This window comes from Burkholderia ubonensis (assembly GCF_902833085.1).
Classification (GTDB): domain Bacteria; phylum Pseudomonadota; class Gammaproteobacteria; order Burkholderiales; family Burkholderiaceae; genus Burkholderia; species Burkholderia ubonensis.
Map to the genome: position 1 here is coordinate 285,653 of NZ_CADFEB010000009.1, position 22,985 is coordinate 308,637.

21 protein-coding genes and 1 pseudogene are annotated in these 22,985 nt (G+C 67.5%); 6 read left to right on the top strand and 16 right to left on the bottom strand.

The annotated features are described in order from the left end of the window. Window positions 1–19: 19 nt before the first annotated feature. The 5 genes from HWX31_RS25500 to HWX31_RS25520 form a co-directional block, all read right to left on the bottom strand. Window positions 20–928 carry an HTH-type transcriptional regulator ArgP gene (locus tag HWX31_RS25500; RefSeq protein ID WP_174965401.1) on the bottom strand — a complete coding sequence of 303 codons (909 nt, stop codon included), beginning with the start codon at window positions 926–928 and terminating at the stop codon, window positions 20–22. Then, window positions 919–1,350 carry a GFA family protein gene (locus HWX31_RS25505; protein WP_174965400.1) on the bottom strand — a complete coding sequence of 144 codons (432 nt, stop codon included), beginning with the start codon at window positions 1,348–1,350 and terminating at the stop codon, window positions 919–921. Before HWX31_RS25505 ends, HWX31_RS25500 begins: the two co-directional genes overlap by 10 nt. 170 nt (window positions 1,351–1,520) lie before the next feature. Beyond that, on the bottom strand, window positions 1,521–3,686 hold the full coding sequence (locus tag HWX31_RS25510; protein ID WP_244143846.1) for an Agd3-related carbohydrate deacetylase: 2,166 nt from the start codon (window positions 3,684–3,686) through the stop codon (window positions 1,521–1,523). Window positions 3,687–3,753: 67 nt separating this feature from the next. Next, the gene (locus tag HWX31_RS25515) at window positions 3,754–4,005 is read right to left on the bottom strand and encodes a hypothetical protein (protein WP_244143847.1); all 252 of its coding nucleotides are present in this window, start codon (window positions 4,003–4,005) and stop codon (window positions 3,754–3,756) included. A gap of 500 nt (window positions 4,006–4,505) precedes the next feature. Beyond that, entirely contained in the window at window positions 4,506–4,718 is a 213-nt protein-coding gene (locus HWX31_RS25520; protein WP_174965399.1) for a DUF1059 domain-containing protein, read from the bottom strand. A 304-nt stretch (window positions 4,719–5,022) separates the two neighbouring features. On the opposite strand from HWX31_RS25520, the gene HWX31_RS25525 reads away from it, so the two are divergent. Together HWX31_RS25525 and HWX31_RS25530 are read left to right on the top strand one after the other, a co-directional pair. Beyond that, window positions 5,023–5,676, top strand: a complete 654-nt coding sequence (locus HWX31_RS25525) for a peroxiredoxin (RefSeq protein WP_174965398.1) — start codon at window positions 5,023–5,025, stop codon at window positions 5,674–5,676. A 135-nt stretch (window positions 5,677–5,811) separates the two neighbouring features. Then, complete coding sequence (locus HWX31_RS25530) at window positions 5,812–6,882, top strand: rhodanese-like domain-containing protein (protein ID WP_059610669.1); 1,071 nt, start codon at window positions 5,812–5,814, stop codon at window positions 6,880–6,882. A gap of 99 nt (window positions 6,883–6,981) precedes the next feature. Here HWX31_RS25530 and HWX31_RS25535 read toward each other — a convergent pair whose 3' ends face one another. Together HWX31_RS25535 and HWX31_RS25540 are read right to left on the bottom strand one after the other, a co-directional pair. Beyond that, on the bottom strand, window positions 6,982–7,674 hold the full coding sequence (locus tag HWX31_RS25535) for a phosphatase PAP2 family protein (RefSeq protein ID WP_174965397.1): 693 nt from the start codon (window positions 7,672–7,674) through the stop codon (window positions 6,982–6,984). 296 nt (window positions 7,675–7,970) lie between these two features. Continuing rightward, window positions 7,971–9,206 (bottom strand): MFS transporter, encoded by a 1,236-nt coding sequence (locus HWX31_RS25540; protein ID WP_174965396.1) that lies wholly within the window; start codon window positions 9,204–9,206, stop codon window positions 7,971–7,973. 100 nt (window positions 9,207–9,306) lie between these two features. On the opposite strand from HWX31_RS25540, the gene HWX31_RS25545 reads away from it, so the two are divergent. Further along, window positions 9,307–10,290 carry a LysR family transcriptional regulator gene (locus HWX31_RS25545; protein ID WP_174965395.1) on the top strand — a complete coding sequence of 328 codons (984 nt, stop codon included), beginning with the start codon at window positions 9,307–9,309 and terminating at the stop codon, window positions 10,288–10,290. A gap of 24 nt (window positions 10,291–10,314) precedes the next feature. Here HWX31_RS25545 and HWX31_RS25550 read toward each other — a convergent pair whose 3' ends face one another. The 8 genes and pseudogenes from HWX31_RS25550 to HWX31_RS25585 form a co-directional block, all read right to left on the bottom strand. After that, window positions 10,315–11,031 (bottom strand): Crp/Fnr family transcriptional regulator, encoded by a 717-nt coding sequence (locus tag HWX31_RS25550; protein ID WP_198390946.1) that lies wholly within the window; start codon window positions 11,029–11,031, stop codon window positions 10,315–10,317. Continuing rightward, window positions 11,024–11,662: a 2-hydroxychromene-2-carboxylate isomerase gene (locus HWX31_RS25555; RefSeq protein WP_174965394.1), complete on the bottom strand. Its 639-nt coding sequence runs from the start codon at window positions 11,660–11,662 to the stop codon at window positions 11,024–11,026. The genes HWX31_RS25550 and HWX31_RS25555 overlap by 8 nt, the downstream gene beginning before the upstream one ends. After that, on the bottom strand, window positions 11,659–12,366 hold the full coding sequence (locus tag HWX31_RS25560) for a 3-oxoacid CoA-transferase subunit B (RefSeq protein ID WP_174965393.1): 708 nt from the start codon (window positions 12,364–12,366) through the stop codon (window positions 11,659–11,661). Before HWX31_RS25560 ends, HWX31_RS25555 begins: the two co-directional genes overlap by 4 nt. Window positions 12,367–12,403: 37 nt before the next feature. After that, window positions 12,404–13,177, bottom strand: coding sequence for a CoA transferase subunit A (locus HWX31_RS25565; protein WP_174965392.1), 774 nt, complete (start codon window positions 13,175–13,177; stop codon window positions 12,404–12,406). A 144-nt stretch (window positions 13,178–13,321) separates the two neighbouring features. Next, on the bottom strand, window positions 13,322–13,960 hold the full coding sequence (locus HWX31_RS25570) for a 2-hydroxychromene-2-carboxylate isomerase (protein WP_174965391.1): 639 nt from the start codon (window positions 13,958–13,960) through the stop codon (window positions 13,322–13,324). 151 nt (window positions 13,961–14,111) lie between these two features. Next, window positions 14,112–14,579 carry an SRPBCC family protein gene (locus HWX31_RS25575; RefSeq protein ID WP_174965390.1) on the bottom strand — a complete coding sequence of 156 codons (468 nt, stop codon included), beginning with the start codon at window positions 14,577–14,579 and terminating at the stop codon, window positions 14,112–14,114. A gap of 70 nt (window positions 14,580–14,649) precedes the next feature. Beyond that, window positions 14,650–15,135: an SRPBCC family protein gene (locus HWX31_RS25580; RefSeq protein WP_059634997.1), complete on the bottom strand. Its 486-nt coding sequence runs from the start codon at window positions 15,133–15,135 to the stop codon at window positions 14,650–14,652. Next, window positions 15,116–15,477 (bottom strand): annotated as a pseudogene (locus HWX31_RS25585) (ArsR/SmtB family transcription factor). The gene HWX31_RS25580 and the pseudogene HWX31_RS25585 overlap by 20 nt, the downstream one beginning before the upstream one ends. Window positions 15,478–15,971: 494 nt before the next feature. On the opposite strand from HWX31_RS25585, the gene HWX31_RS25590 reads away from it, so the two are divergent. Together HWX31_RS25590 and HWX31_RS25595 are read left to right on the top strand one after the other, a co-directional pair. Beyond that, the gene (locus HWX31_RS25590) at window positions 15,972–16,973 is read left to right on the top strand and encodes an FHA domain-containing protein (protein WP_174965404.1); all 1,002 of its coding nucleotides are present in this window, start codon (window positions 15,972–15,974) and stop codon (window positions 16,971–16,973) included. Next, entirely contained in the window at window positions 16,970–21,043 is a 4,074-nt protein-coding gene (locus HWX31_RS25595) for a TOMM system kinase/cyclase fusion protein (RefSeq protein WP_174965389.1), read from the top strand. The genes HWX31_RS25590 and HWX31_RS25595 overlap by 4 nt, the downstream gene beginning before the upstream one ends. Before the next feature lie 623 nt (window positions 21,044–21,666). On the opposite strand, the gene HWX31_RS25600 is transcribed toward HWX31_RS25595, so the two are convergent. Continuing rightward, on the bottom strand, window positions 21,667–22,194 hold the full coding sequence (locus HWX31_RS25600; protein ID WP_174965388.1) for an AidA/PixA family protein: 528 nt from the start codon (window positions 22,192–22,194) through the stop codon (window positions 21,667–21,669). A gap of 443 nt (window positions 22,195–22,637) precedes the next feature. On the opposite strand from HWX31_RS25600, the gene HWX31_RS25605 reads away from it, so the two are divergent. Beyond that, window positions 22,638–22,961: an OsmC family protein gene (locus HWX31_RS25605; RefSeq protein ID WP_244143848.1), complete on the top strand. Its 324-nt coding sequence runs from the start codon at window positions 22,638–22,640 to the stop codon at window positions 22,959–22,961. Window positions 22,962–22,985: the final 24 nt, after the last annotated feature.

Consider the following 22,985-nt stretch of genomic DNA (forward strand, 5'->3'; position numbering starts at 1 on the left):
CGCTGCGTTGTCGAAGCGATCAGCGCGCGAGCGGCGCGAGCAGCCGCCGCGCCGCTTCGACGACGCGCGCGGACAACGACGCCATCGCCGGCGACTGCACGGTCCACGCGTGCCAGTACAGCGTGACGTCGGTCGGATGCGCGGGTGCGAGATCGACGAGGCCCTGCGCGTCGAGCGGCGTGTCGCCGAGCAGCGGCGCGGGCACCATCGCATAGCCGAGCCCGTGCCTTACCGCCGCGAAATGCGCGTGCGTGCCCGGCACGTAGTGGCACGGGTATGCGCCGACGGGCAGCCCGAACTTTTCTTCCAGAAACGACGATTGCAGCGTGTCGCGCCGCGAATATGCGACGACCGGCGCGCGGCGCGCGCTCGCGCGATTGAGGCCGCGCGGAAACCAGCGCGCGGCGAACGCGGCCGCGGCGAGCAGCCGGTAGCGCATCGTGCCGAGCGGCGTCGCGACGCAGCCGCGCATCGGCTTCGGCTCGGTCGTCACGCAGCCGACCGCCATCCCGCTTTCGAGCAGCGCGAACGTATGGTCCTGGTCCTCGACGATCAGCTCGAACAGGATGCGCTCGCCGGCGAGCACCGACGTCAGCGCGGGCAGGAACCAGGTGCCGAGGCTGTCGGAATTGAGCGCGATCGTGACGGAGATCGGCGATTCGCGCTCGACCGCAAGCGCGCTCTGCAGGTCGGCCTGCAGCAGCGCGACGCGGCGCAGGTGCTGCAGCACGCGCTGCCCGGCGACGGTCGGCCGGCACGGCCGCGTGCGCAGCACGAGCGGCGTGCCGAGGCTTGCCTCCAGCGCGCGCACCCGCTGCGTGACGGCGGACGCGGTCACGTGCAGGCGCAGCGCCGCCTGCTCGAAGCTGCCGGTGTCGGCGACGGCCAGCAGCGCGGCGGCCTGTTTCGGGTCGATCGTCAGCGACATTCGCGGAGCACGACGTCCGGTATCCAGTTGCGCTTGCGGCGGGCGAGACGCTCATCCGTGCCCTCTCCGTCGAAGGAAGCGGCCGCGGCGTGGTCGATGAGCGCGGCGTCGACCCCATCGAACGTGTTGACGTTGACGACCCCGTAGAGCCGGCCGTCCACTTCGCTCGTCACGACCGGCACGACGCCGCACGCGCGGCACACGTGATATCGGGCCGTGCGCGTGCCGAATGCATAGGCGCTGACCTGCGCCGGGTCCTTCACGGTGATTTCGAGCGCGCCGGCCGGACAGGACGTCCAGGAGCCGCCATGCTTGCGGCAAAACGAACAGGTGCACGTACGCGCGGCGATGCGAGGCGCGGCGTCGCGCCAGTCGAGCGCGAAGGAGATGTTGCCGCAGTGACAGCTTCCCGAGGTGATCATCGATCTGCTCCTTGGCTGAATAGCCGGATTCCGGCTGACGGGGAAGCGCGATTGTTTCACAGATTCACGAACGGTCGACGGACGCGGATCGTCACCCTGACCGTGCACAAAAAAACGCCCGCCTTGCGGCGGGCGTCCTCCGTGACGCGGTTTGCGTGTCGGCCTCCCATTTATTGCCACGCGGGCGCCGGCGTGATCTGGGTCGTATAGCTGGTCGCCGGGAGCAGCGTGATCGTGGAATTGCTCTGGCCGCCGTACGTTTCATGCACGGTGCCGAACGTTACGCCGGTGACCGGCACCACGACCGATTGTCCGTCGCTGCGCGATGCGCTGAGCGTGATCGACACGCCGGGCTTCAGCGTGGCGGCCACGCTCGACGAGTTGAACACGAGCCGCTGCTTCGCGAGCGTGCCGGCGTCGGACAGGTACGGGCTGCGGATCGGCATGCCCTTGTAGTACTTGTTGTACTTCGTCAGCACCGCGTTCAGCAGATCGCCGAGCAGGAAGCTCGTGCCGCTGTACATCCGCAGGTTCGACTGGTGGAACATCAGCGGCCGCAGGTCATACGTGAGCAGGTAGCTCACGAGCGTGTCGGACACGTGGTCGAGCACTTGCGCGTAGGTCTGGTCGGTGCCCCACCGTGTCGGATCGATCCCGTTCGCGCCATAGAAGTAGTTGTATTCGGCGACCCATTCCGCCGGCTGCGACACGTTGTAGAACAGCGCCGTCGCATAGCGCGGGATCTCGAAGATGTTCTGGTTCACGCAGTTGAACTTGCCCGCGTTGAACGGCGGCAGCGGCCACGCGACGCCGTTGTTGTTGATCGGGCAGCCCGACGTGCCGACCGGCGGCGTCGGCTTCGACGAATCGGAGACGAGCACCGTGATCCCGTACCCCTGCAGCGCGCCGAGCGTCGTCGCGTTGTAGAGCCCTGAGATTTCCGGCGTGACGATCACGGTCCTGTTGTAGTGCTCGAAGCCGAACGTCTGCGCGACACTGTCGTTGTTCTGCAGCTCGGTCGTGACCTGCGAGGCCGTGGTCGTGAACGGCGGGTCGAGCAGGACGTGGTCGTACGTGTGCGTGATCCACTTGAACTCGTATTCGTTCGAGTTGGTCTCGACCGACAGCGTGTCGGTGCCCGTCGTCGGGTAGTTGCCGAGGCCGCCGTAGTCGGTGGAGTAGCCCGACCCGTTGAACGCCAGCGTGAACTTCAGCGCACCCGCGTTGGCCGTGTTGGCGTTGGTGTTGTCCTGCCAGCTCATCGTGTTGTCGAAGTCCGAGCCGACCGTGCGGTACTCGCACGCGGTCGTGCCCGTGTTCGGGTTCGTCGAGCCCACGGGACTGCCGAGCGGGCACTGGCCCGGAGGGTTCGTGGATGTGTACACGCAGGGGTTGTTGGGCTGGCAGTTACCGTTTCTGACGTCGTACCATTGGCCCGTATAGTCCGACACCGCATACGGGAAGATCTCGTCCGGGATGCCGTTGTCGTCGACCTGCGGATCCATGTACACGTGCCGCACGCCGACGAACAGCCCGCGCGTGACCCAGTTGACGAGGCCGTACGACAGCGTCATCGAATGCATCAGGAACGGGTTGTTGTCGAACGACACCGCCATGATCTCGCGCGACGTGCTGTCGCCCGTGAGCGGCGTCGTGTTGCCGAACAGGCAGGTCGATGCGACCGAATAGGTCGTGCCGTTCGATGCCGTGCCCTGGATCTGCGTCGTCGTGGTCGTGCCGGCCGGCAGCGGGCTCGCGGGCGACATGAAGTAGGTCCACGCGTTCTGCACCGTCAGCGGATTGGCCGTGCTCGTGCCGGCGTTCATGTACGGGAACAGCGTCTTGCCGGTGGCCGTCAGCGTGGTGCCGAGCGGCGACGCGGTCGTATCCCGGTAGCCGACGTACTGCATGCAGCCGGTGTCGCCCGGCCACGTGTAGACGCTCGCGAGCCGCACGTTGTACTTGAACTGGTAGCGCGCGAGCGTCGTCGCGAGCGCGCCGCCGGCGAACGGGTTCATGTAGCGGGCGTCGCTGATCGGCATGATGATGCCCTGGTACATCGCATGGTCGCCGGTTTCGAGCGGGGGCAGCGTCGGGTTGTTGGTGTCGTACGACCAGATCGTGTACGGCACGCCCAGCCGGTCGAGGATCGTCTGCGTCGCCTGCAGTTCGGGTGTGTTGCCGGCCTGCTGGCTGGCGAGCACCAGCACCTTCAGGTCGATTTGCGCGTCCGCGGGGACGGCGTGGGCGACCTGCGCCGCGGCGCAGAGCCCGGCCGCGGCCAGAGCGCGCGCCAGCGGCCCGGGGGAGCGGAACAACGTACGTATTGCACTCATGGCGTACCTCACGCATCAGTGATCGAATGAATGAATCTTTTCTCCGACAACGACTTCAGCGCGATGCCTAGAGTTGTTGCGGCTTGAACTTGCCGATGTTCTTCGCCTCGCTCGGATGCGGGCCGGTCGGCAGCGTCGGAAACTTGGCAGGGATGTTTCCTTTCGACGGCAGCGAGCCGTGGCCGACGTGGCGTGGCCCCTTGCCGGCGGCAAACGATGCCGTCGTGCCGAGCGCGGCGAACGCGACGGCGCTCGCACACAGACCGGTCAGCACCGCGCGCCACACGCGCAGCGATCCGTTCGTTCCTCGCACTTTCATGGTGTCCTCCTGAAGCGACTGGCGTCGTTCGAGACGTTGCAAAAATGACTTCCCGTCCGCCGGCCTGACTGGCGTGTCGGCGCCGATCGGCGCTCCCGGGATGCGTCGGGTTCAACGAAACGGAACGCGCGGACAGGGCATCGGCCTGTTCCGGCGCGGCGTCGGCGACGCCGCCATGTTCCTGTGGGCGCGACCGCGCCGGCGTGCGCGCGCTGATGTCGTGCACATGCGAACCTGCTTCCGGTTGCAAGCGAGCGCCGTGCCATGGGTGCTAACGCGATGATTTGATGGGTGAATTTTTTTCCCTGACGCGCGCGCCACGCTGCAACGCCTGAAAAACGTTTCACGTGTGATCGACGCGGAGAACGGGGCGCGGATGCGGGGGCCGGCGATGACCGCGCCGGCCGGCGGGGACGCCGGCGCGGCGGGGGCGAAGGGGAGGCGATGCGAAGGGAGGTAGCGGCCGACGGAGGGGCGGCGGGGTCAAGCAAGTGCGCCGGTCATGGCTGCCGGGGTGCTTCGGCGGGCGGCGTGCAGTCGCGGAACAGCGTCCTCAGTTGCGTGCGCAACTCGGGCGTGTCGGTGTGCTGGTGCACCGCGACCGCGTGCTGAACCGCGGCCTCCAGCAGTTCGCCGTCGGAATCGGCGGAGATCGCGACCGAGCAGTTCATCGCGCTGGGAAACTCGCGGCAATCGATATAGCGGCGAGGCATGATGTTCTCCTAACAGGAAGGGGACCGGCCGGGCGGTTCGCGCGACCGCCGGTGCGCCGCGACGCGGGCGTGCGTCACGTTCGGGGAATCGATGAAAAAAGTATAGGCGGCGCAACGCGGCGGTTCGGCGCCTCGGCGGGCGCATGCGGGATCGGACACTTTGCGGCCGCGTGCGCTGCGCGGCGGCGCCCGTGGCGCGCGCAATTTGACCTACGCTATAAGCGCGCGCGGGACGCGGCGCGTGCCTGCCTGCGTCCCGCGCGCGTCATGAGGATTTCGACGGTTCCATGCCATGGAGGACGAAATGTCGATTCGACTAGGAGAAGAAGCGCCCGATTTCACGGCCGAGACCACCGAGGGCACGATCCGCTTTCACGAGTGGATCGGCGACCACTGGGCGATCCTGTTCTCGCATCCGAAGGATTTCACGCCGGTATGCACGACCGAACTCGGCTACATGGCCGGGCTCAAGCCGGAATTCGACAAGCGCAACACGAAGATCATCGGGCTCTCGGTCGACCCCGTCAGCGATCACCAGCGGTGGGTGAAGGACATCGAGGAGACGCAGGGGCACGCGATCAACTATCCGATGATCGGCGACGACAACCTGGTGGTCGCGAAGCTGTACGACATGATCCACCCGAACGCGAGCGGCGGGCCGCGCACCGCGGTCGACAACGCGACGGTGCGCTCGGTGTTCATCATCGGGCCGGACAAGAAGGTCAAGGCGATGCTGGTCTACCCGATGAGCGCGGGGCGCAATTTCGACGAGGTGATGCGGCTGCTCGATTCGCTGCAGCTGAATGCGCAGCACACGGTCGCGACGCCGGTGAACTGGAAGCCGGGCGAGGACGTCATCATCCCGACGTCGGTGTCGGACGACGACGCGAAGAAGAAATACCCGCAGGGCTTCAGGACCCTGAAGCCGTATCTGCGGTACGTCACGCAGCCGCGTTGACGGCACGACGGAATGCGGATCGGCTCGCCCTGCGAGGCGGCCGACCGCGCGGGCGGGTGGCACGTAACGCGGCGCGCAGCGCAGGCCGCGCGGCGCCGGGAAAGGTGGCAGGGCAGGAGGCGGAGCGACATCGTGATGATCTTCCGGCAACTCTTCGATCAACAATCGTCTACCTATACGTACCTGCTGGCCGATCGCGCGTCCCGGGAAGCGGTGCTGATCGATCCGGTGTTCGAGCAGGTGCGCCGCGATGCGGCGCTGATCGACGAACTCGGCCTGCGGCTCGGCGCGACGATCGACACGCACGTGCACGCCGATCACGTGACGGGCGCCTGGCTGCTGAAGCAGCGCACCGGCAGCGCCATCGCCATTTCCGCGGCGAGCGGCGCGGCGGGCGCGGACCGCTATCTGCGCGACGGCGACCATTGCGCGTTCGGCGCACGCTACCTGACCGTGCGCGCGACGCCGGGCCACACGAACGGCTGCATCAGCCTCGTGCTCGACGACGAATCGATGGCGTTCACCGGCGATTGCCTGCTGATCCGCGGCACCGGCCGCACCGATTTCCAGCAGGGCGACCCGCGCGCGATGTATCGCGCGGTGCACGGCCGGCTCTTCACGCTGCCGGAAAGCTGCCTGCTGTACCCGGCGCACGACTATCGCGGGCTGACCGTGACGAGCGTCGGCGAGGAGCGGCGCTTCAATCCGCGCCTCGGCGGCGATCTCAGCGAGGACGATTTCGCCGGCTACATGACGAACCTCGGGCTGCCGCACCCTCGCCGGATCGATGTCGCGGTGCCCGCGAACCTGAAATGCGGGATCGCGGCGAGCGCGCCGGAGCGGCAGGACGAGCCCGGCTGGGCGCCGCTCGTCTACACGTTCGCCGGCTTCTGGGAAATCGATCCGCAGTGGCTCGAGGATCATCTGAACGCGGTGCAGGTCGTCGACGTGCGCGAGCCCGCCGAATTCACCGGGCCGCTCGGGCACATTCCGGACGCGACGCCGATTCCCCTCGGCGAACTGGCCGCGCGCGCGGCCGAGCTCAAGCGCGACCGGCCGATCGTGACCGTGTGCCGCGCGGGCGGACGGTCCGCGCAGGCGACCGTGATCCTGCGGCAGGCGGGGTTCGACGCGATCGCGAATCTCGGCGGCGGCATGCTGCGCTGGCGCGCCGACGGGCGTGCGGTCGTGAATGGCCGGCTTTAGCGCCGGCGGCCGCATCGCGGGACGCCGGCGCGAGCGACCGGCAGCGCTCGGTGGTTCGACGTGACAGCAGCAGCGGCAGCATCGCGAGGCCCGCCCCGATTACAGCGTGTGCCTGGCCGACAGCGCGAGCGTCAGCAGTTCGTCGAACTGCGTGATCAGCTCGAAGCACAGCAGGAACGCAAGCGTGTACGCCGGCGCCGGAAAGCGCCCGATCAGCCGCAGCACCGGCGGCGCATAGTGCGCGCGGATCACGTCGCGCGTCATCAGCCACGTGATCGCGACGCCGATCGCGGCGCCCGCCAGCAGGTCGGTCGGATAGTGAAAGCCGAGATACGCGCGCGGCACGCAGATGAACACGATCGTATACAGCAGCGCGAGCACGCCGACGCGGCGCGACATCAGGAAGATGCCGGTCGAGATCGCCATCCACAGCATCGCGTGGTCGCTCGGAAACGAACTCCACGTCTGCAGCGTCGCCGCGCGCAGTTCCGCGGACGGAAAGTGCAGGTGCAGTTCCGGGTTGTAGATCGGCCGCAAGCGGAACGGCAGGGTCTTCGCGAGCAGCCGGCCGGCCGCGAGCGCGACGAGGCCGCTCGCGATCGTCGCGACGATCATCTCCCGCCGCCGCTCGCTGTGCGGGCCCGGCTGGAACCACAGCCAGCACAGCACCGGAACGAGCACGAAGCCCTTGAACGTGTACAGGCCGGCGACGACGCGGATTGCATGATTCAGCAGCGGGCTGAGCGTGATCCGGGTGAGGTAGAGCTGGATGGCGGTATCGAAGCTGTTCATGTTCTGCGGTTCTCGGCGCAAGCGCCACGGGGTGGCAAGTATGTCCACCCGGAATTGCGAAGAAAATGCGAAAAAATACCGGGAATCCCCTGATGAAACGGGCTTTCGACAAAGGGGCCGGATGCGGGCTCCTGAAAAAATATTTCGGTGAACTGGAAAAAAATTGAACCGATTGGTCTGCGCATTGCATTCGCACGTGCGCATCGGGTCGGTCGCACGAAAATAAAAAAGGGCGGGCACGACGTGCGTGCCCGCCCGGTGTGCCACGCGCCGGCCGTGCCGGCGCGCGTGCCGCGTCAGCGCCGCCAGATCCGCGTGGCGAGTGCCGCGAGCGACGCCGCGACGGCGAGCGCCAGCACCGCGGTCCAGCCGAATTGCGCGAGCAGTTGACTGCCGATTGCCGCGCCGGCCGCCATGCCGATGAACATGCCGACGAACAGCACCGCGTTGAGGCGGCTGCGCGACGCGGGATCGATGCGGTACACGATCGACTGGTGCGCGATCAGCGTCGCCTGCACGCCGAGGTCGAAGCCGATCGTGCCCACCGCGAGCAGCGCGAGCTGTGCATGCGCCGGCAGCAGCGGCGCGAGCCCCATGACCGCGAACGACAGCGTGGCGATGCCGATGCCGATCCGCGTGACCCGCTCCGGCCCATGATGGTCGGCGAGCCGGCCGGCGACGGGCGCGGCCAGTGCGCCGGCCGCGCCTGCGAGACCGAATGCGCCGGCTGCCGCGCTGCCGAGATGGAACGGCGCGCCGTGCAGCATCACCGCGAGCGTCGACCAGAACGCGCTGAAGCCGACCGACAGCAGGCCTTGCGCCAGCGCCGCGCGCCGCAGCGCGGGATGGCGGCGCCACAGCTCGCCGAGCGAGCCCATCAGCGCGCGATACGGCAGGCGCGTCGTCGGTTCGAAGCGCGGCAGGCCGCGCGCAGCCACGACGCCGATCGCCGCGACGCTCGCGGCGGCGATCACGAACATCGCGCGCCAGCCGAGGTTCTCGGCGACGAAGCCGCTGACCACCCGCGACAGCAGGATGCCCATCAGCAGGCCGGTCATCACGGTGCCGACCGTCCGGCCGCGATGCGTGTCGTGCGCGAGCGTGGCCGCAGCCGGCACGACGTCCTGCGCCATCGTCGCGGACAGGCCGATCGCGAAGCTCGCGGCCAGCAGCAGGCCGATCGACGGCGCGGCCGCGGCCAGCAGCAGCGCGCCCACCAGCGCGGCCGCCTTGGTCACGATCACGCGGCGGCGGTCGAACCGGTCGCCGAGCGGCGCGAGCAGCAGGATGCCGAGCGCATAGCCGAGCTGCGTCAGCGTCGGCACGAGGCCGACCGCGCGCTCGGACGCGCCGAGATCGGGCCCGAGCACGCCGAGCATCGGCTGGCTGTAGTAGAGCGGCGCGACCGCGAGGCCGGCCGCGGCGGCGAGCAGCAGCACGAGGCGGCCGTCGAGCGGAGCGGCGGCGGTGGCCGCGTGCGGCGGGGCAAGCGGCGCGCGGGCCGCGGCGTCGAGGTTCGTCGGGGTGGACATGATGGGCACCTATGTCGGGTGAAGGAATGGACGCGAGTGTGCCGGCGTGGCGCGAGCGACGGTAGTACCGTGCGGCGCAGATTTGTTATACGCTTGGCGTATGAAAGAAAAATCCCATGTCAAGCCCGCTGCTGGCGGGTCTGCGCGTCACCGCACGGTTCCGGTGGAGGGCGCCGGCTATCGTTTCGAGCTGATGGAAACCTTCGTGCGCATAGTCGAATCGGGCAGCCTGTCGGCCGCCGCCGCGCAACTGAACACGACCCAGCCGACCATCAGCCGCCGGCTGCAGGCGCTCGAGCGCTCGCTCGGCGTGCGGCTGCTGCAGCGCACCACGCACACGATGCGGCTGACCGTCGACGGCGAGCGCTGCTTCAAGCGCGCGAAGGAGCTGCTGGCGAGCTGGGCGTCGTTCGAAGCCGACCTGCGCGGCGCGCAGGAGGAGCCCGAGGGGCTGCTGCGGGTCGCGGTGCCGCACGCGTTCGGGCAGGAGCGCTTCGTCGGGCCGCTGGCGGGGTTTCTGCGCGACTATCCGCGCGTGTCGGTGGAGTGGCTGCTGCAGGACGAGGTGCGGGATTTCGTCGGCAGCGGCATCGACTGCGCGATCCAGGTCGGCGAGCCGACCGATCCGGGCGTCGTCGCGATCCGGCTGTCGAAGGTGCCGCGCTTCGTGGTCGCCGCGCCGTCGGTGCTGAACGGCGCCCCCGTGCCGGCCGAGCCCGACGCGCTCGCCGCGCTGCCGTGGCTGTCGCTGAGCACTTACTATCGCAACGAACTGGCGCTCACGCATGCGGTCACGGGCGAGACGCGGCGCATCGCGATCCGGCCGCGCATCAGCACCGCGAACCTGTATGCGCTGCGCAGCGCCGCGCTGCTGGGCGTCGGCGCGTGCGTCGGCTCGTCGTGGCTGCTGGCGGACGAACTGGCGCACGGGCGCCTCGTGCATCTCGCACCGCAATGGGAGGCCGCGCCGCTGCCGGTTTACCTGACCTATCCGTATGCGCAGTTCTATCCGTCGCGGCTCGTGCGGTTCGCCGCGCTGATGCGGGAGGCGGTGCCGGGGCTGGTCGAAGGGCACGACGCGTGACGCGCTCGGCGCGCCCGGCGTGCCTTACGCGCCGTAGCAACGCAAACGCGCGAGATCGACGACGGTGATCCCGCCGTATTCGAGCCGCACGAGCCCTTCCTTCTGCAGCGTCTTCAGCGACTGGTTCGCGACCTGCCGCGTGATGCCGGACAGCAGGCCGAGCTCTTCCTGCGTGATGTCGAGATGATCGCCGCCGCCCGGATACAGCACCGGATTGAACAGCGACGCGAGGCAGCGCGCGAGCCGCGGCGTCGCATCGAGCAGCCGGTCGTATTCGAGCAGCGCCATGAAATGCGACAGCCGTTCGTTGAGCTGACGGACCAGGAAGCGGTTGAACGCGACGCTGTGCTCGACGAGCCACATGAAGGTCGGCCGGTCCATGAAGGCCATGCGCGTGTCGCGCAGCGCGACGATGTCGTAGCGGCGAGGCTCGTTCTTCAGCACGGTGCCCTCGCCGAACCAGCCGCCGGCCGGCACGCCGGTGAACGTGACGCTGCGCCCTTCCGGCGACACCGTGCCGATCTTGATCAGGCCGGTCACGACGCCGGTCCAGCTTTCGAGCACGGTGTTTTTCGGGCAGATGCACGCGCCGCGCGCGAACGTCTTCTCGACGATGCCCGCGCAGGCGCGCTCCGCCTCGTCGTCGGGCAGCTCGATCGACCACGCGGCGATATGCGCGAGCCGCGCGCGGCCGATGCCGGGGCGCGCGGGGCCGGCGCCGGGGACGGGCGGCTCAGTCACGCCGGATGCCATCGGGCAGCGCGCTGATGCGGCGCACTTCGGGCGAATCGAGCCACGCGCGCGACGCGACGCAATCGACGAACATCGCGGTCGCGTCCTCGCCCCAGAACAGGTTGCCGTCGAGTTCGAACGTCGGCACGCCGAACACGCCGCGCGCGATCGCGTGGTCGGTATGCGCGCGCAGCGTGTCCTTCACTTCCTGCGCCTCGACGGCGGTCACGCCTTCGGGGAAGCCGACGGCGTCGCACAGCGCGGCGAAGCCTTCCGGCGACGCGACGTCATGCCCGTCGCGCCAGATATGGCGGAAGATGCGCCGGATCGCATCGAGCGAGCCGCCCATCGCGATCGCGAGCCGCAGCGGCTTGATCGGATTGAACGGATGCGCGGGCGGCATCCGGTATGCGATGCCGAGCTGCCCGGCGCGGTAATGCGCGTAGCGGTAGATGAAGCCGCGCTTGGCGGCGATCTCGGTGGGGCCTTTTTGCCCGCAGTGCTTCAGCAACGCGGCGAGCACGACGGGGCGCGGCTCGACGCTCAGCGTCCGCGGCAGCCGCTCGAACTGCTCGAGCTGCAGATACGCGAACGGCGAACCGAAATCGAAATACCAGGTGGCGGTTTGCTTGGGGCTCATCGCGCGAGTCCTTCCGGGGTTGCCGGCGCGGCCTGCGCGTGCCGCGTCGGCGCCAGCGTGAACGGCGCGCCGGTCATGGCGCGGATGTCCTCCAGTGTTGCATGCGACAGGATTTCGCGCAGCACCAGGCCGTCGTCCGTCACGTCGAACACCGCATGCTCGGTGACGATCACCTTCACGCAGCCGCTGCCGGTGAGCGGCAGCGTGCAGCGCGGCAGGATCTTCGGGCGGCCGTGCTTGTCGGTGTGCTGGAGCGCGGCGATCACCTTGCGCGTGCCGTGGCAAAGGTCCATTGCGCCGCCGATTCCGGGCCACCATTTGCCGTCGCGCCGGCACGCCCAGTTCGCGAGGTTGCCCTGCGCGTCGACCTGCAGCGCGCCGAGGATCGTGACGTCGATATAGCCGTTGCGCATCGCGCCGAGCGACGTCGCGAGATCCATCAGCGCCGCGCCGGGCGGCAACGTGATCGGTTCGCAGCCGGCGTTGGTGACGTCGCTGTCGAGCGCGTCGAGCGACGGCCGGCCGCCGAAGCCGAACGCGCCGTTCTCGGTATGGAAGATCACGCCGGCGTCGGCGTCGAGATAGTTCGCGGTCAGCGTGGGGATGCCGAGCCCCAGGTTGACGACTTCGCCCGCGCGCAATTCCTGCGCGCAGCGGGCGGCGATGCGTTGCTTCGGATGCGTGGGCAGCGCGAGGGCGGGCATGGCAGTCTCCTTCATGGCGGGTGCGGGGGCGCGTCGATCAGGCGTGCGCTGCGTCGTCGGCGGTCGGCAGCCGGCCGAGCTTCGTCCATTGCCGGCGGTACAGCGCGTGCTGCTCGTCGAGCGTCAGCCCCTGCACGACCGCATCGACGAACACGCCGGGACAACCGACCCGCTCGGGCGGAATCGCGCCGACCTCGACGATCTCGTTGACTTCGACGATCGTGTAGCGGCCCGCCATCGCGATGTCGCGCTGGTTCTGCAGCGACGTGCCGCGAAACTCGACGTTGCCGAACGTGTCGGCGCGCCAGCCCTTGATGATCGACACGTCCGCGGTGAGCGGCGGCTCGACGAAGCACGTGCGGCCGTCGATCTCGATCTTCCGCTTGGGCGCATCGAGGGCGGGGAACATGCCCGGCTGGTCGAGGATGCCGACGCCGACCGGCACGAGCACGCCGCCCAGGCCCATCGCGCCGGCGCGCACCTTCTCGGCCCAGGTGCCCATCGGGAAGAACTCCGTCACGCGCACCGTGTCGGTCAGGTACGCGTGCGTCGATTCGTCGGTCGTGCCGACGTGCGTGCCGATGAATTCGGCGAGCTGGCCGGACGCGAACAGCTGTGCCTTGAGGAAGCCGCCGCGCAGGCCGGGCGTGTTGGCGATCAGCGTCAGTCCGTTCACGTCGCGACGCAGCAATGCGTCGATGCAGACGGCGGCTTCGCCTGCGCCGACGAATTCGCCGAGCATCAGGCGGCTGCCGGAGTGCACGTGCGACAGCGCGTCGTCGACCGGTCTCACCTTGTTTGCGTAGCGCATCGGCGTCTCCTCCCGGGTTGTGATGCCGCGAGTGTAGGCGGCGCGGCGGGCGGAAGTTGTCTTGTGGATGACAATTGCGGCGCCGGTTTGGCCGGCGCGCGGCGGAATCGGGCGGACGTCGCGAAGCACGTCCGGCCCGCGGGCTCAACTGCGCCGGATGCCGTCCGGCAACGCGCTGATGCGCTGCACTTCGGGCGAGTCGAGCCACGCGCGCGACGCGACGCAATCGACGAACATCGCGGTCGCATCCTCGCCCCAGAACAGTTCGCCATCCCATTCGAACGTCGGCACGCCGAACACGCCGTGCGCGATCGCGTGGTCGGTATGCGCGCGCAGCGCGTCTTTCACGTCCTGCGCATCGACGGCGCTTACGCCTTCGGGGAAGCCGACGGCGTCGCACAGCGCGGCGAAGCCTTCCGGCGACGCGACGTCATGCCCGTCGCACCAGATGTACCGGAAGATGCGCCGGATCACGTCGAGCGAGCCGCCCATCGCGATCGCGAGGCGCAGCGGGCGGATCGGATTGAACGGATGCGCGGGCGGCATCCGGAACGGGATGCCGAGCTTGTCGGCGCGATACTGCGCGTGACGATAGGTGAACACGCGCTTCGCCGCGATCTCGGCGGGCGCCTTTTGGCCCCAGTGCGCGAGCAGCGCGCCGAGCACGATCGGGCGCGGCTCGATGGTCAGCGTCGGCGGCAGGCGCTCGAACTGTTCCAGTTGCAGATAGGCGAACGGCGAAACGAAATCGAAATACCACGTTGCGGTGGTCACGGTGCTCATTTCGGGTGCTCTCCGAAGCATGTGCGGGGGTGGCCGCCGGTGACGACGGCGCGAAGGCACGGCGTGTCGAGGCGGTCGCGGATGCGAGCCAGTGTCGCATGGGGGCGGGTTTCGCGCAGCGCCTGCCGCGCGCGGCGTTCGACCGTCACCCTCAACCGGTTTCGACCAGCGCCGCGAGCTTCGCGAGCGCCATGCGCCAGCCGATCTCGTTGTCGGCGGCCGGCACGCCGGGCGGCAGGCCGTCGTGGACCGCGTCGATGCGCGTGCCGCCTGCGTCGTCGGACAGCGTGATCGTGATCGTCATCGCGCCGCGCAGCGCGGGATCATCGGTTTCGAATGCGTCGATCTCGACGACGAGCTCATTCGGCACAAGGGTCACGAAGCGGCCGTGATAGGAGTCGGTGCGGCCGGTCGTCTTGCCGACGCCGGTCGGTGCGTCGTAGATCAGCGTGATGCGGAACGCGCCGCCTTCGCGCGCATCGAACGCATCCACGCGGCAGGTCATGCCGTCGGGCGCTTTCCGCTGCTCGATCGCGTGCGGATCGAGCAGCGCGCGATACACCTTCGCGCGGGGCGCGTTCAGATGTCGGCTGACGCGGGTCGAGTTCAAGCGAGCCATGCCGTTCCCTCCGGAAGAACGTTCGATCGAACGCGGGGCGTGCCGTCGCGCATCGGCGGCCGGCACACGATCAACGCAGCGTGCCCGCCAGCTCGTCGAGCTGCGTGATGCAGATATTCCAGCCTTCGAAGAAGCCGAGCTGCTCGTGCCGGTCGCGCGTCGCGGCGTCGGGGTGCATCACGCGGGCTTCGTAGCGGCATCCGGCGTCGTCGTCGTTCAGCGTGACGATCGCGGTGAACCCGAGCCACGGCGTATGCGGCCGCCAGCCGCTGGTGAGCATCGACGTGAACACGATGCGCGCTTCGGGCGCGATCTCGAGGAAGCAGCCCGGGTTGTCGCTCGTGCCGCCGTCGGGGCCGCGCATGAACGTGTGGAATGCGCCGCCCGGCCGCAGGTCGAACGCGCGCACCTCGGTGGTCCAGGGCTTCGGGCACCACCACGCTTTCAGCAGTTCGGGATCGGTCCACGCGCGCCACAACGCGGCGCGCGGCGCATGCAGGACGCGGGTGATGACCAGGTCGCGAGTGTCGTCGGGTTCAGCGGGTTCGGGTGACATCGGCTTGCTCCTCTGCATGATGGCGTTCGACGCATTCGGCCATGCAGTCGCGGACCGCGTTTCCCACCTTGCGCGTTGTGCGGCGATCCACTGCTCCGCTTCCGACAGCCGGCTTCCGACCAGTGCGCAGGTGCGCGACCGTCCGCGCTTCCGGGTCCGGACGAGGCCGCTGCGCTCGAGCACGGCGACATGCTTCATGAAGGACGGCAGCGCCATATCGAACGGCGCCGCCAGCGCGGATACGGTCTGCTCGCCGTGGCCGAGCGCGCTGATGATCGCGCAGCGGGTCGGATCGGACAGCGCATGGAACACGTCGCTGATGCCGGCATCATGGTTAGCCATGCGGCTAAATATAGGACAGGGCCGCGCGCATCGCCAGGCGTAAATTTAAAAAATACCGGTCATGATTATATAAATAATCGAAACGACTTAAATCTGCTCGTGCGCAATGGTTTTTCAGAAAGCGAATTATTTCGAACGCGATCTGGTCAGAAATCTCGCAAGATATCCCGACCCTTTGTAAGCTGCCGGTTGCTTGATTCAAGAATGTAAAGCATTGCAATATCTCATGCCGGCTGGGCCCTTTTCGGTTGTGATGTGCCAATTTATTTGGCAGGATTTTCAGTAAGTTGCTCGGATTTAAAATAACAAAACAATCGATTATTTTGTTGGTCAATAAATTGACGCCGAACAACCAACGATTCGACAGATGGACGGCAACAGGTAACGAGGCGGCGAACATTCCGAGATTGTTCGCGATCAAGTGAATCAATCGCTTGCCCGGCCGCGTCGAAGCTGCATTCGAGCGATCCGGGCATTTCCGAAACGGGGCGGCCATGGCGACACTCAAGAACGATTCTTCTGGGCAAGCGTGCCTGCTCCGCCCGTATCACGTGTTCGGTCGCGACGCCGCGCGCTGCGACACGGTCATCCCGGATCCGTCGGTTTCCCGCGTCCATGCCCATATCCGCTGGATCGGCGGCGGTTGGGAACTCCACGATCACAGCAGCAACGGCACGTCGATATCGGGCACGCCGTTGCGCGACGGTGAGCACGCGGTGTTGAAGCACGGCGACGTGATCCGGTTCGGGAAGGCGGGCCTTGCGCCGTGGCGTGTCGATTCGCTCGACGACCCTGCCGATACGCTCTGGCCGATCCGTGGCGCGACGCATCCGATCGTGCTCGAAGCGAGCCAGATCCTGACTGCACACGCCGCGCGGCCGGTCACGATCGTCAAGTCGCCGGCCGGTGACTGGCTCTGCGACGACACGCTGCCGCCGCGAACCTTGCGTCACGGCGACGAAGTCGCGGCCGGAGACGCAACGTGGCGACTGGCGCTCGTGCGCAGCAGCGCGACGATGCTGCTCGGCGCGCCCGCCGATCTTGCCGCGCCGGCGCGACTGCTCGAATTCTTCGTCAGCCGGAACGAAGAACATGTACGCATGCTGCTGCATGTTCGCGGGGGTATGGTCGACCTCGGCGAGCGCGTCCATCACTACGGCCTCGTCACGCTCGCTCGGGCGCGCTCCGTCGACATGCAGGCGGGCTACGACGCCGCGACGCAGGGCTGGATCGAACTAGGCGAGCTGGCGCGCATGCTCGGCATCGATTCCTCCCATGTCAACGTGCAGATTCACCGTGCGCGAACCCAATTCGCGGCCCTGACGAGGCTCGACGCGAGCCAGCTCGTCGAGCGTCGGCGCGGCAGCGTTCGCTTCGGAGACTTTCCGTTTCGCATTATTCGCGGCGAGCACGTCGAATGCCAGTCGGCGGTGGGCCTCGATCCGCATGTCGGCATGCGCCGCCTGTCGCCGGGTCCGGTCGTCCAAACCCTATGAACCCCATGAAAACGGCCGTGCTGCTTCCCGCGTATCGCGAGCCGGTCGTGCCGGGGACGCCGGAACCGCGACAGCCCGCTGCGTCACTCGCCACCGTCGCGCCGTTCGCCGAACTCGCCGGCAAATGGCGTTACCGTCTCGGCCCGCTGCTGGGCGAAGGCGGCGACGGCGTGGTCTTTCGCGCCACCTGCAGCGACACGGCGCAGGACGTCGCCATCAAGCTGATGCGGGACGATGCGACGAAGAGCGTGGCGGAGCGCGCGCGCCGGCGTGCGCGCTTTCGGCGTGAGGCACATCTGTGCGAGGGGCTGCGACACCCGAATATCGTGGCGCTGCTGGACAAGGGCGAAGCGCCCGACGGGCGACTGTTCGTCGTTTTCGAGTTCGTGCGAGGCCGAACCCTGCGCGACTGGCTTGCGGAGGACGGGCCGCTGTCGGCCGTCGACACGGGCCGGCTGATGACGGAGGTGCTCGACGCGCTCGCGGCCGCGCATCGGCGAGGCGTCGTGCATCGGGATCTGAAGCCGCAGAACATCGTGATCGCGATGGCCGAGGACGGGCCGCACGCGAAGCTCCTCGATTTCGGCATCGGCGCATTGCTGCCCGGCATGGAAGGCGTCGAGGGCCAGACGGCGACGCAGGCGACCGAAGTGCTCGGCTCGCCGCAATATTGCGCGCCCGAGCAATTGCGCAACGAGGCGCCGACGCTCAAGAGCGACCTGTACGCATGGGGGCTCGTCGTCATCGAATGCCTGACGGGCGAGGTCGTTATGCGTGGCGCGAGCGTGGCCGACGTTCTCTATCAGCAGTTGAGTCCGGTAGATATCGCATTGCCTCCGTCGATCGCATCGCATCCGCTCGGCTCGGTACTGCGCCGCGCGTTGAGCAAGAATCCGGAGCAGCGCGCCGCATCGGCCGACGAACTCGTCGTGCAGTTTCGCGCGCTCAATTTCGCCGCGCTCGTCGGCCAGTTCGATGCTTGCCATGCAGGCCGGCGAGCGCGCCCGCGCATGGTCGCGCCACGCGGCGAAACGACCGGCACGGTCGGGAAGTACCGGCAGATCACCACGCTGTGCTGCTGCGTCACGATCGCCGGAGAGGGCCGGCAGCGGCATGCCGGCGCCGATCACGGGGACACGCTCGACGGCTACGAAGAGCAATGGCTGACGGCGTGCGCGGACATCGCCGTCGGTTATGGCGCGCAGGTCGGCGGGCGGCTCGGCGACACGCTGCTGTTCCATTTCGGCCTGCAGGGCGATATTGACCGTCCGACTCGGCGCGCTGCGCGTGCGGCGCTCGACATGGTCCGGGTTGCCGCGCGCGCACGGCTGCAGGCGCTGCCGGCTTCCGGCAGCTGCGCCGCCGGCGAAAGCTGGCGCGTGGAGGTTGCCGCCGCGATTCACGTCGGGCAGGTTCTCGCTCACGCATCGCTGATGTCGGGCGTGTCGATGCCCGCCGCTACGTCGAGGTTGCTGCGTCTTGCCGCGCCGGGGCAGATTCTGATCAGCGACGATGCCCGGCTGGCCCTCGAACGGCATGCCGATTATCGGCCCACCTCACTGCGGCTGACGCGCGCGGGTCTTGCGCCACAGCCTGTCCATGAATTGCTCGGCGAGCGTTGCGCCGACACCCCGTTCGATTCGCTCGACGATAGCGTGATGGCGCCGCTGGTCGGCCGCGCGCGCGAACTCGATGCGCTGATGCGCGCGTGGCAAGACGCGCTTGCACGCCACCGTCGCGAGATGCGCGGCGTGCCTGCGCCGCATGGCGTGCCGATGCTCGTGGTCGGCGAGGTGGGCATCGGCAAGTCGCGTCTCGTCCACGAGCTGTGCGAGGCGATCCGGGCGCAGGGCCATGCGTTCGCGCATTGTGCGTGCCTGCCCGAGCGGGAGAATCATGCGCTGTTTCCGATTCTGCGGTTCATCGGTGCGCATTGGCACATCGATGCCGATTGCCCCGTCGATCTCGCCCTCGCGACGATCGACGAAATGATCGCGCCGCTCGAATGCGATCGCGCGACGGCCCGTGCGGCGCTTGCCACCTGGCTCGGGCTGCCGTGCGATGCCAAGGGATTCCTGTGGTCGAGCGCGCGCGAACAGCACGTGCTGTTCGACGTCCTGGAGCAGCTGATCGTCTCGCTCGGCAACGGCGCGCCGATCCTGCTCGTCGTCGAGGACGTCCAGTGGATCGACTGCTCGACGGAGGATTTTCTCGCGTTCCTGCGCCGCTCGCCGCGGGCGCGGGCCATTTGCGTCGTGCTCACGTCGCGCCCCGACAAGCTCGATCGCTGGCGTGGCTCGACCGAGCGCCTGATGCTGCGCCGCCTGTCGCGCGACGACGCGCAGCGCCTGGTCTCGGCGCTGCTCGACCAGGGCGCGGTCGATCCGGCCTTGCTTGGTTTGCTCGCCCAGCGCACAGCGGGTATCCCGCTGTTCATCGAGGAAGTCGCGCGCGAGCTCATGGCGAGCGGCGCGATGATCGACGCGGACGGCGCGTTGCCGGGGCTGCGGGCAACGGACCCTTATCCGCTGCCGGTCAGTCTCGGCGGCATGCTGGGTCTCGCATTCGACCGGATCGACGACGCGCGCGACACCGCCCAGCTCGCCGCGACCATCGGGCTCGAAGTGGATGCGCAACTGCTCGCCGGCGCGTCGCCGCACGATCGGGCCACGCTCGACGCGCATCTGCGGCTCCTGCTCGAAGAGCGGATCGTGTACGCGCGTCATCGGCGCGATCGCGTGTTCTATTCGTTCCGCCACGCGTTGATTCGGGATGCGGCGTATGAATCGATGCCGCCCGCCGTGCGGCGCGGCAACCATGCACGCGTGGGCCGCGCGCTGGCGGTGGAAGCCGATCACGGGGCGGGTGCGCATGCGTTCGGCGTCGCCGGGCACTTTGCGCGCGCGGGCGACTTCGTCGAGGCGGTCGGCCACGGCATCGACGCGGCGCGCCGCGCGCTCGAACGCGCCCGGTACGACGACGCGATCCGCTACGGGCAGGCCGTGTCCGACTGGCTCGTCGACGCCGACTACGCGCAACGCGAGCACGACAGCGCGCGCATTCGCGCGACGTTGACGCACGCGACGATGGCGCGATTCGGCTGGGCCGGTCCGCGGGTGCGCGAGCAGGCGGAGCAGCTTCTGCGGCAAGTGCAGGCGCTCGACGACCAGGAACTCGCCATCAGCGCGCTGTGGACGCTGTCGACCTGCTACCACGTCGCCGGCGATCGCCGCACCGTGCGCGGGATCAGCATGCGGCTCGACGCACTCGCCGCCGATCGCGGCGATGCCGGTGTTCAGGTCGCGGCGGATGCGATGCGCGGCATGAGCCTGTGGGTCGACGGCCACTATTCACGCGCCCGGGTGGCTTTCGAAGCGGCGCTGGCCGGCTACGACGTGCGGCGCGACGCGGACCATCGGCGCCTCTTCGGGCTCGATACGCGCGCGTGGACGATGGCCGCGCTCGCGAGCGTGCGCTGGTGCGTCGACGACGATCCGCAGGCGTCGCTCGCGATGGCGCGCGAGGCCGTGTACTGCGCGACCTGCGTCGACCATTTGCCGACGCTTGGCGTCACGATGATGTACCTCGCACGCATGCACCAGCTGGCCGGGGACCGCGACGCGGCTCGCGCCGTGTCGGAAGCGATTCTCCGCCTGTCGGACGCGCATCGGCTGCGCGCGGTCGAGCACTATGCGGCGATCATCCGCGCATGGGCGGAAGGGGATCGCGACGGTGTCGCTGCGAATCTCGACGCGCTGCGGCAATCGGGCGGGCTGCTTGGCATGACTTACCATGCGTCGCTGATTGCCGAGATGGATGCCGAGCGTGGCGACTATGACGCTGCACTCGCGCAGGTCGAGCAATGCCTGGCGTGGTGCGATGCAACTGGCGAACGGTATTACGAAGCGCAGCTGTTGCTGAAAAAGTGCGAGTACCTGCGCCGGGTTGATCCGCGAGGCAGCGGCGAGGCAGCGTTGGACGCGTGCCGGCGCGCATTGGGAATTTCAACAACGGCGGGAATGGTCCGCATCGCCAGACGCGCCGAGGAGATGTTGCACGCGTTGACGTAAGTGGTTCGATTTTTCTCGAAACGATCAAGTGGCGTCTGTGGGCGCGCTCGATATCACGCACGATCTCGGTGTGCCGGCAGTGGCCGCGATTGCCGAGAATCTGGTCGACGGTCGCTTTTCGATCGGCTTCGGCTGTCATCCGGACGGCCTGTATCGCCGTGTAGCGTGCACCGACCCAAGTCAGCCTGTTGCTGGATCTTGCCGCGGATGCCCCGCACCCGTGGGATCGCACGAAGCTTTCGGATACCGAATTCCTGTATCCGGCGAGCGGCTTGCGCTGCACGACAAACTCGACGCGGCAGTCTGTCGACGCGGCTACGTTGTCGGTGGTGATCACGCATTGCGCAGGTCATCGCGCCGGGGCCTTGCCATTTCTCGTCGCCTTTCGGTGCGCAGCGTATCTACTCAGTTCCGGTGGAGTTGGGTTGGTGCGCGCAATCGCGACGCGAATCCGAGTTGAACAAAGCGCTGTTGTTTCTTTAATCCGACTGCCATGACTGTCTATGGCAACAGGCTGATTACAGCAAAGAGGAATGGCGGGCAGGCTGACCCTGCCCGCCGAAAGCGGCTAAGCGCCATGGTCCCGCTCTGGATGTGGCGGCATTTACGGCGCTCGTCCGTCCTCAGTTAGAAATGGTGATGTACGGATCCCATGTGACGTAGCCCTTCAGATTCTTCTTCCGGTCATAAATTGCCACGATAAGTTGATAGGTTGCTTTGCCCGCGCCTACCGCGGTGGTTTGCCAGAAGAAATCTGCACGATTTTCCTCTTTCAGTTCATCCGTCGACGTCGGCCAGCCCTGCGGGGGGTAAGGATCGTCGAAGTTGGTCGAGTGCGGTGTCGGACCACTCAGCAGATCGGCACCTTCACTGTAATTAATTGCGTAAATATAGGCCTTGTAGTCTGACTCGTCGGAAACCGAAACGGTGCGCCAGCGAATAACATCGCCACCGTCAGCTTTGATGTTCAACTCATTTTCACCCTGACCTGAGATGGCGTTCTTGTCAGCGGTCAACATGTAGACAACGTTGCCTTGCAGCCCGGTCGCGGGGTATGGCGTGTTGCTGAGTGGGCTTTGATTTTGAACGATCGTTTCGACATCTAACACAGTCAGGACGTCAATAATCTCGAAGGTACTCTTTTTAGACATGGTGGTTCCTTTTACGCAGTAACGTTGAAAAATGATGTGCTAAGTGGCGACGCCTATGGCGTCTATATCTCTTCCAGCTAGCAAAGCGTCACTTTCAGGAAATTCAAGACTTGCGGAAGAGTGCTTGCAGCATAGGGAGGATTGACGCGCAAATCGATTACACGTGGTTACAGCTCGCGGTGCGCTAGAAATGGACAATTTTTCCGCACGGCTTAGTCACCTAGCTGTGGAAGAAATCGTAACGTCAACGACGCATTCGCGCACAAACGCATCGCGTCAGGACGCTCGCGCGGTTTCCGGACGAATATTTGCGCGTATGCATTTGCAATGCATGATTGCACACGCATGCCGCACGTAGTACTGCCGATACCGGAATAGCTGCACATCTTTTCCGGCGTACGCGTAACGCGTAACCTGTCACCGCCCCAGAACCGGAGACCGACATGGCGACTGCCACGAGACAAGGCGCACGCTACGGCGTCGCATTAACGTCCGGCCGCCACCGGATCGTCGCGGACACCTGCAAGAACGGCATCGGCGGCGACGCCGGCATGCGCCCTCACGAACTGCTGGAATGCGCGTTCGCGGCATGCATCTGCATGTCGATCGACATGGCGGCCGACCGCACGGGCATCGCGCTGCCGGCGGCCACGGTCGACGTGACCGTAGCGCGGCACGACGCCGCTACCCGCTTCGACGTGAGCGTGCGCTTCGACGCGGTGCTGCGCGACGAGGAGCGCGAACTGGTGCGCGCCCCGCGGCGCTAGCATCGCCGGTCGCGCGCACGCTCG

Bases quoted from the DNA above. Each gene is read 5' to 3' on its own strand.
- HWX31_RS25500 (WP_174965401.1), bottom strand. From the start codon at position 928: ATGTCGCTGACGATCGACCCGAAACAGGCCGCCGCGCTGCTGGCCGTC.
- HWX31_RS25600 (WP_174965388.1), bottom strand. From the start codon at position 22,194: ATGTCTAAAAAGAGTACCTTCGAGATTATTGACGTCCTGACTGTGTTA.
- HWX31_RS25505 (WP_174965400.1), bottom strand. From the start codon at position 1,350: ATGATCACCTCGGGAAGCTGTCACTGCGGCAACATCTCCTTCGCGCTC.
- HWX31_RS25540 (WP_174965396.1), bottom strand. From the start codon at position 9,206: ATGTCCACCCCGACGAACCTCGACGCCGCGGCCCGCGCGCCGCTTGCC.
- HWX31_RS25570 (WP_174965391.1), bottom strand. From the start codon at position 13,960: ATGAGCACCGTGACCACCGCAACGTGGTATTTCGATTTCGTTTCGCCG.
- HWX31_RS25575 (WP_174965390.1), bottom strand. From the start codon at position 14,579: ATGGCTCGCTTGAACTCGACCCGCGTCAGCCGACATCTGAACGCGCCC.
- HWX31_RS25555 (WP_174965394.1), bottom strand. From the start codon at position 11,662: ATGAGCCCCAAGCAAACCGCCACCTGGTATTTCGATTTCGGTTCGCCG.
- HWX31_RS25520 (WP_174965399.1), bottom strand. From the start codon at position 4,718: ATGCCTCGCCGCTATATCGATTGCCGCGAGTTTCCCAGCGCGATGAAC.
- HWX31_RS25545 (WP_174965395.1), top strand. From the start codon at position 9,307: ATGAAAGAAAAATCCCATGTCAAGCCCGCTGCTGGCGGGTCTGCGCGT.
- HWX31_RS25580 (WP_059634997.1), bottom strand. From the start codon at position 15,135: ATGTCACCCGAACCCGCTGAACCCGACGACACTCGCGACCTGGTCATC.
- HWX31_RS25530 (WP_059610669.1), top strand. From the start codon at position 5,812: ATGATCTTCCGGCAACTCTTCGATCAACAATCGTCTACCTATACGTAC.
- HWX31_RS25515 (WP_244143847.1), bottom strand. From the start codon at position 4,005: ATGAAAGTGCGAGGAACGAACGGATCGCTGCGCGTGTGGCGCGCGGTG.
- HWX31_RS25595 (WP_174965389.1), top strand. From the start codon at position 16,970: ATGAACCCCATGAAAACGGCCGTGCTGCTTCCCGCGTATCGCGAGCCG.
- HWX31_RS25590 (WP_174965404.1), top strand. From the start codon at position 15,972: ATGGCGACACTCAAGAACGATTCTTCTGGGCAAGCGTGCCTGCTCCGC.
- HWX31_RS25525 (WP_174965398.1), top strand. From the start codon at position 5,023: ATGTCGATTCGACTAGGAGAAGAAGCGCCCGATTTCACGGCCGAGACC.
- HWX31_RS25560 (WP_174965393.1), bottom strand. From the start codon at position 12,366: ATGCCCGCCCTCGCGCTGCCCACGCATCCGAAGCAACGCATCGCCGCC.
- HWX31_RS25535 (WP_174965397.1), bottom strand. From the start codon at position 7,674: ATGAACAGCTTCGATACCGCCATCCAGCTCTACCTCACCCGGATCACG.
- HWX31_RS25605 (WP_244143848.1), top strand. From the start codon at position 22,638: ATGGCGACTGCCACGAGACAAGGCGCACGCTACGGCGTCGCATTAACG.
- HWX31_RS25565 (WP_174965392.1), bottom strand. From the start codon at position 13,177: ATGCGCTACGCAAACAAGGTGAGACCGGTCGACGACGCGCTGTCGCAC.
- HWX31_RS25510 (WP_244143846.1), bottom strand. From the start codon at position 3,686: ATGAGTGCAATACGTACGTTGTTCCGCTCCCCCGGGCCGCTGGCGCGC.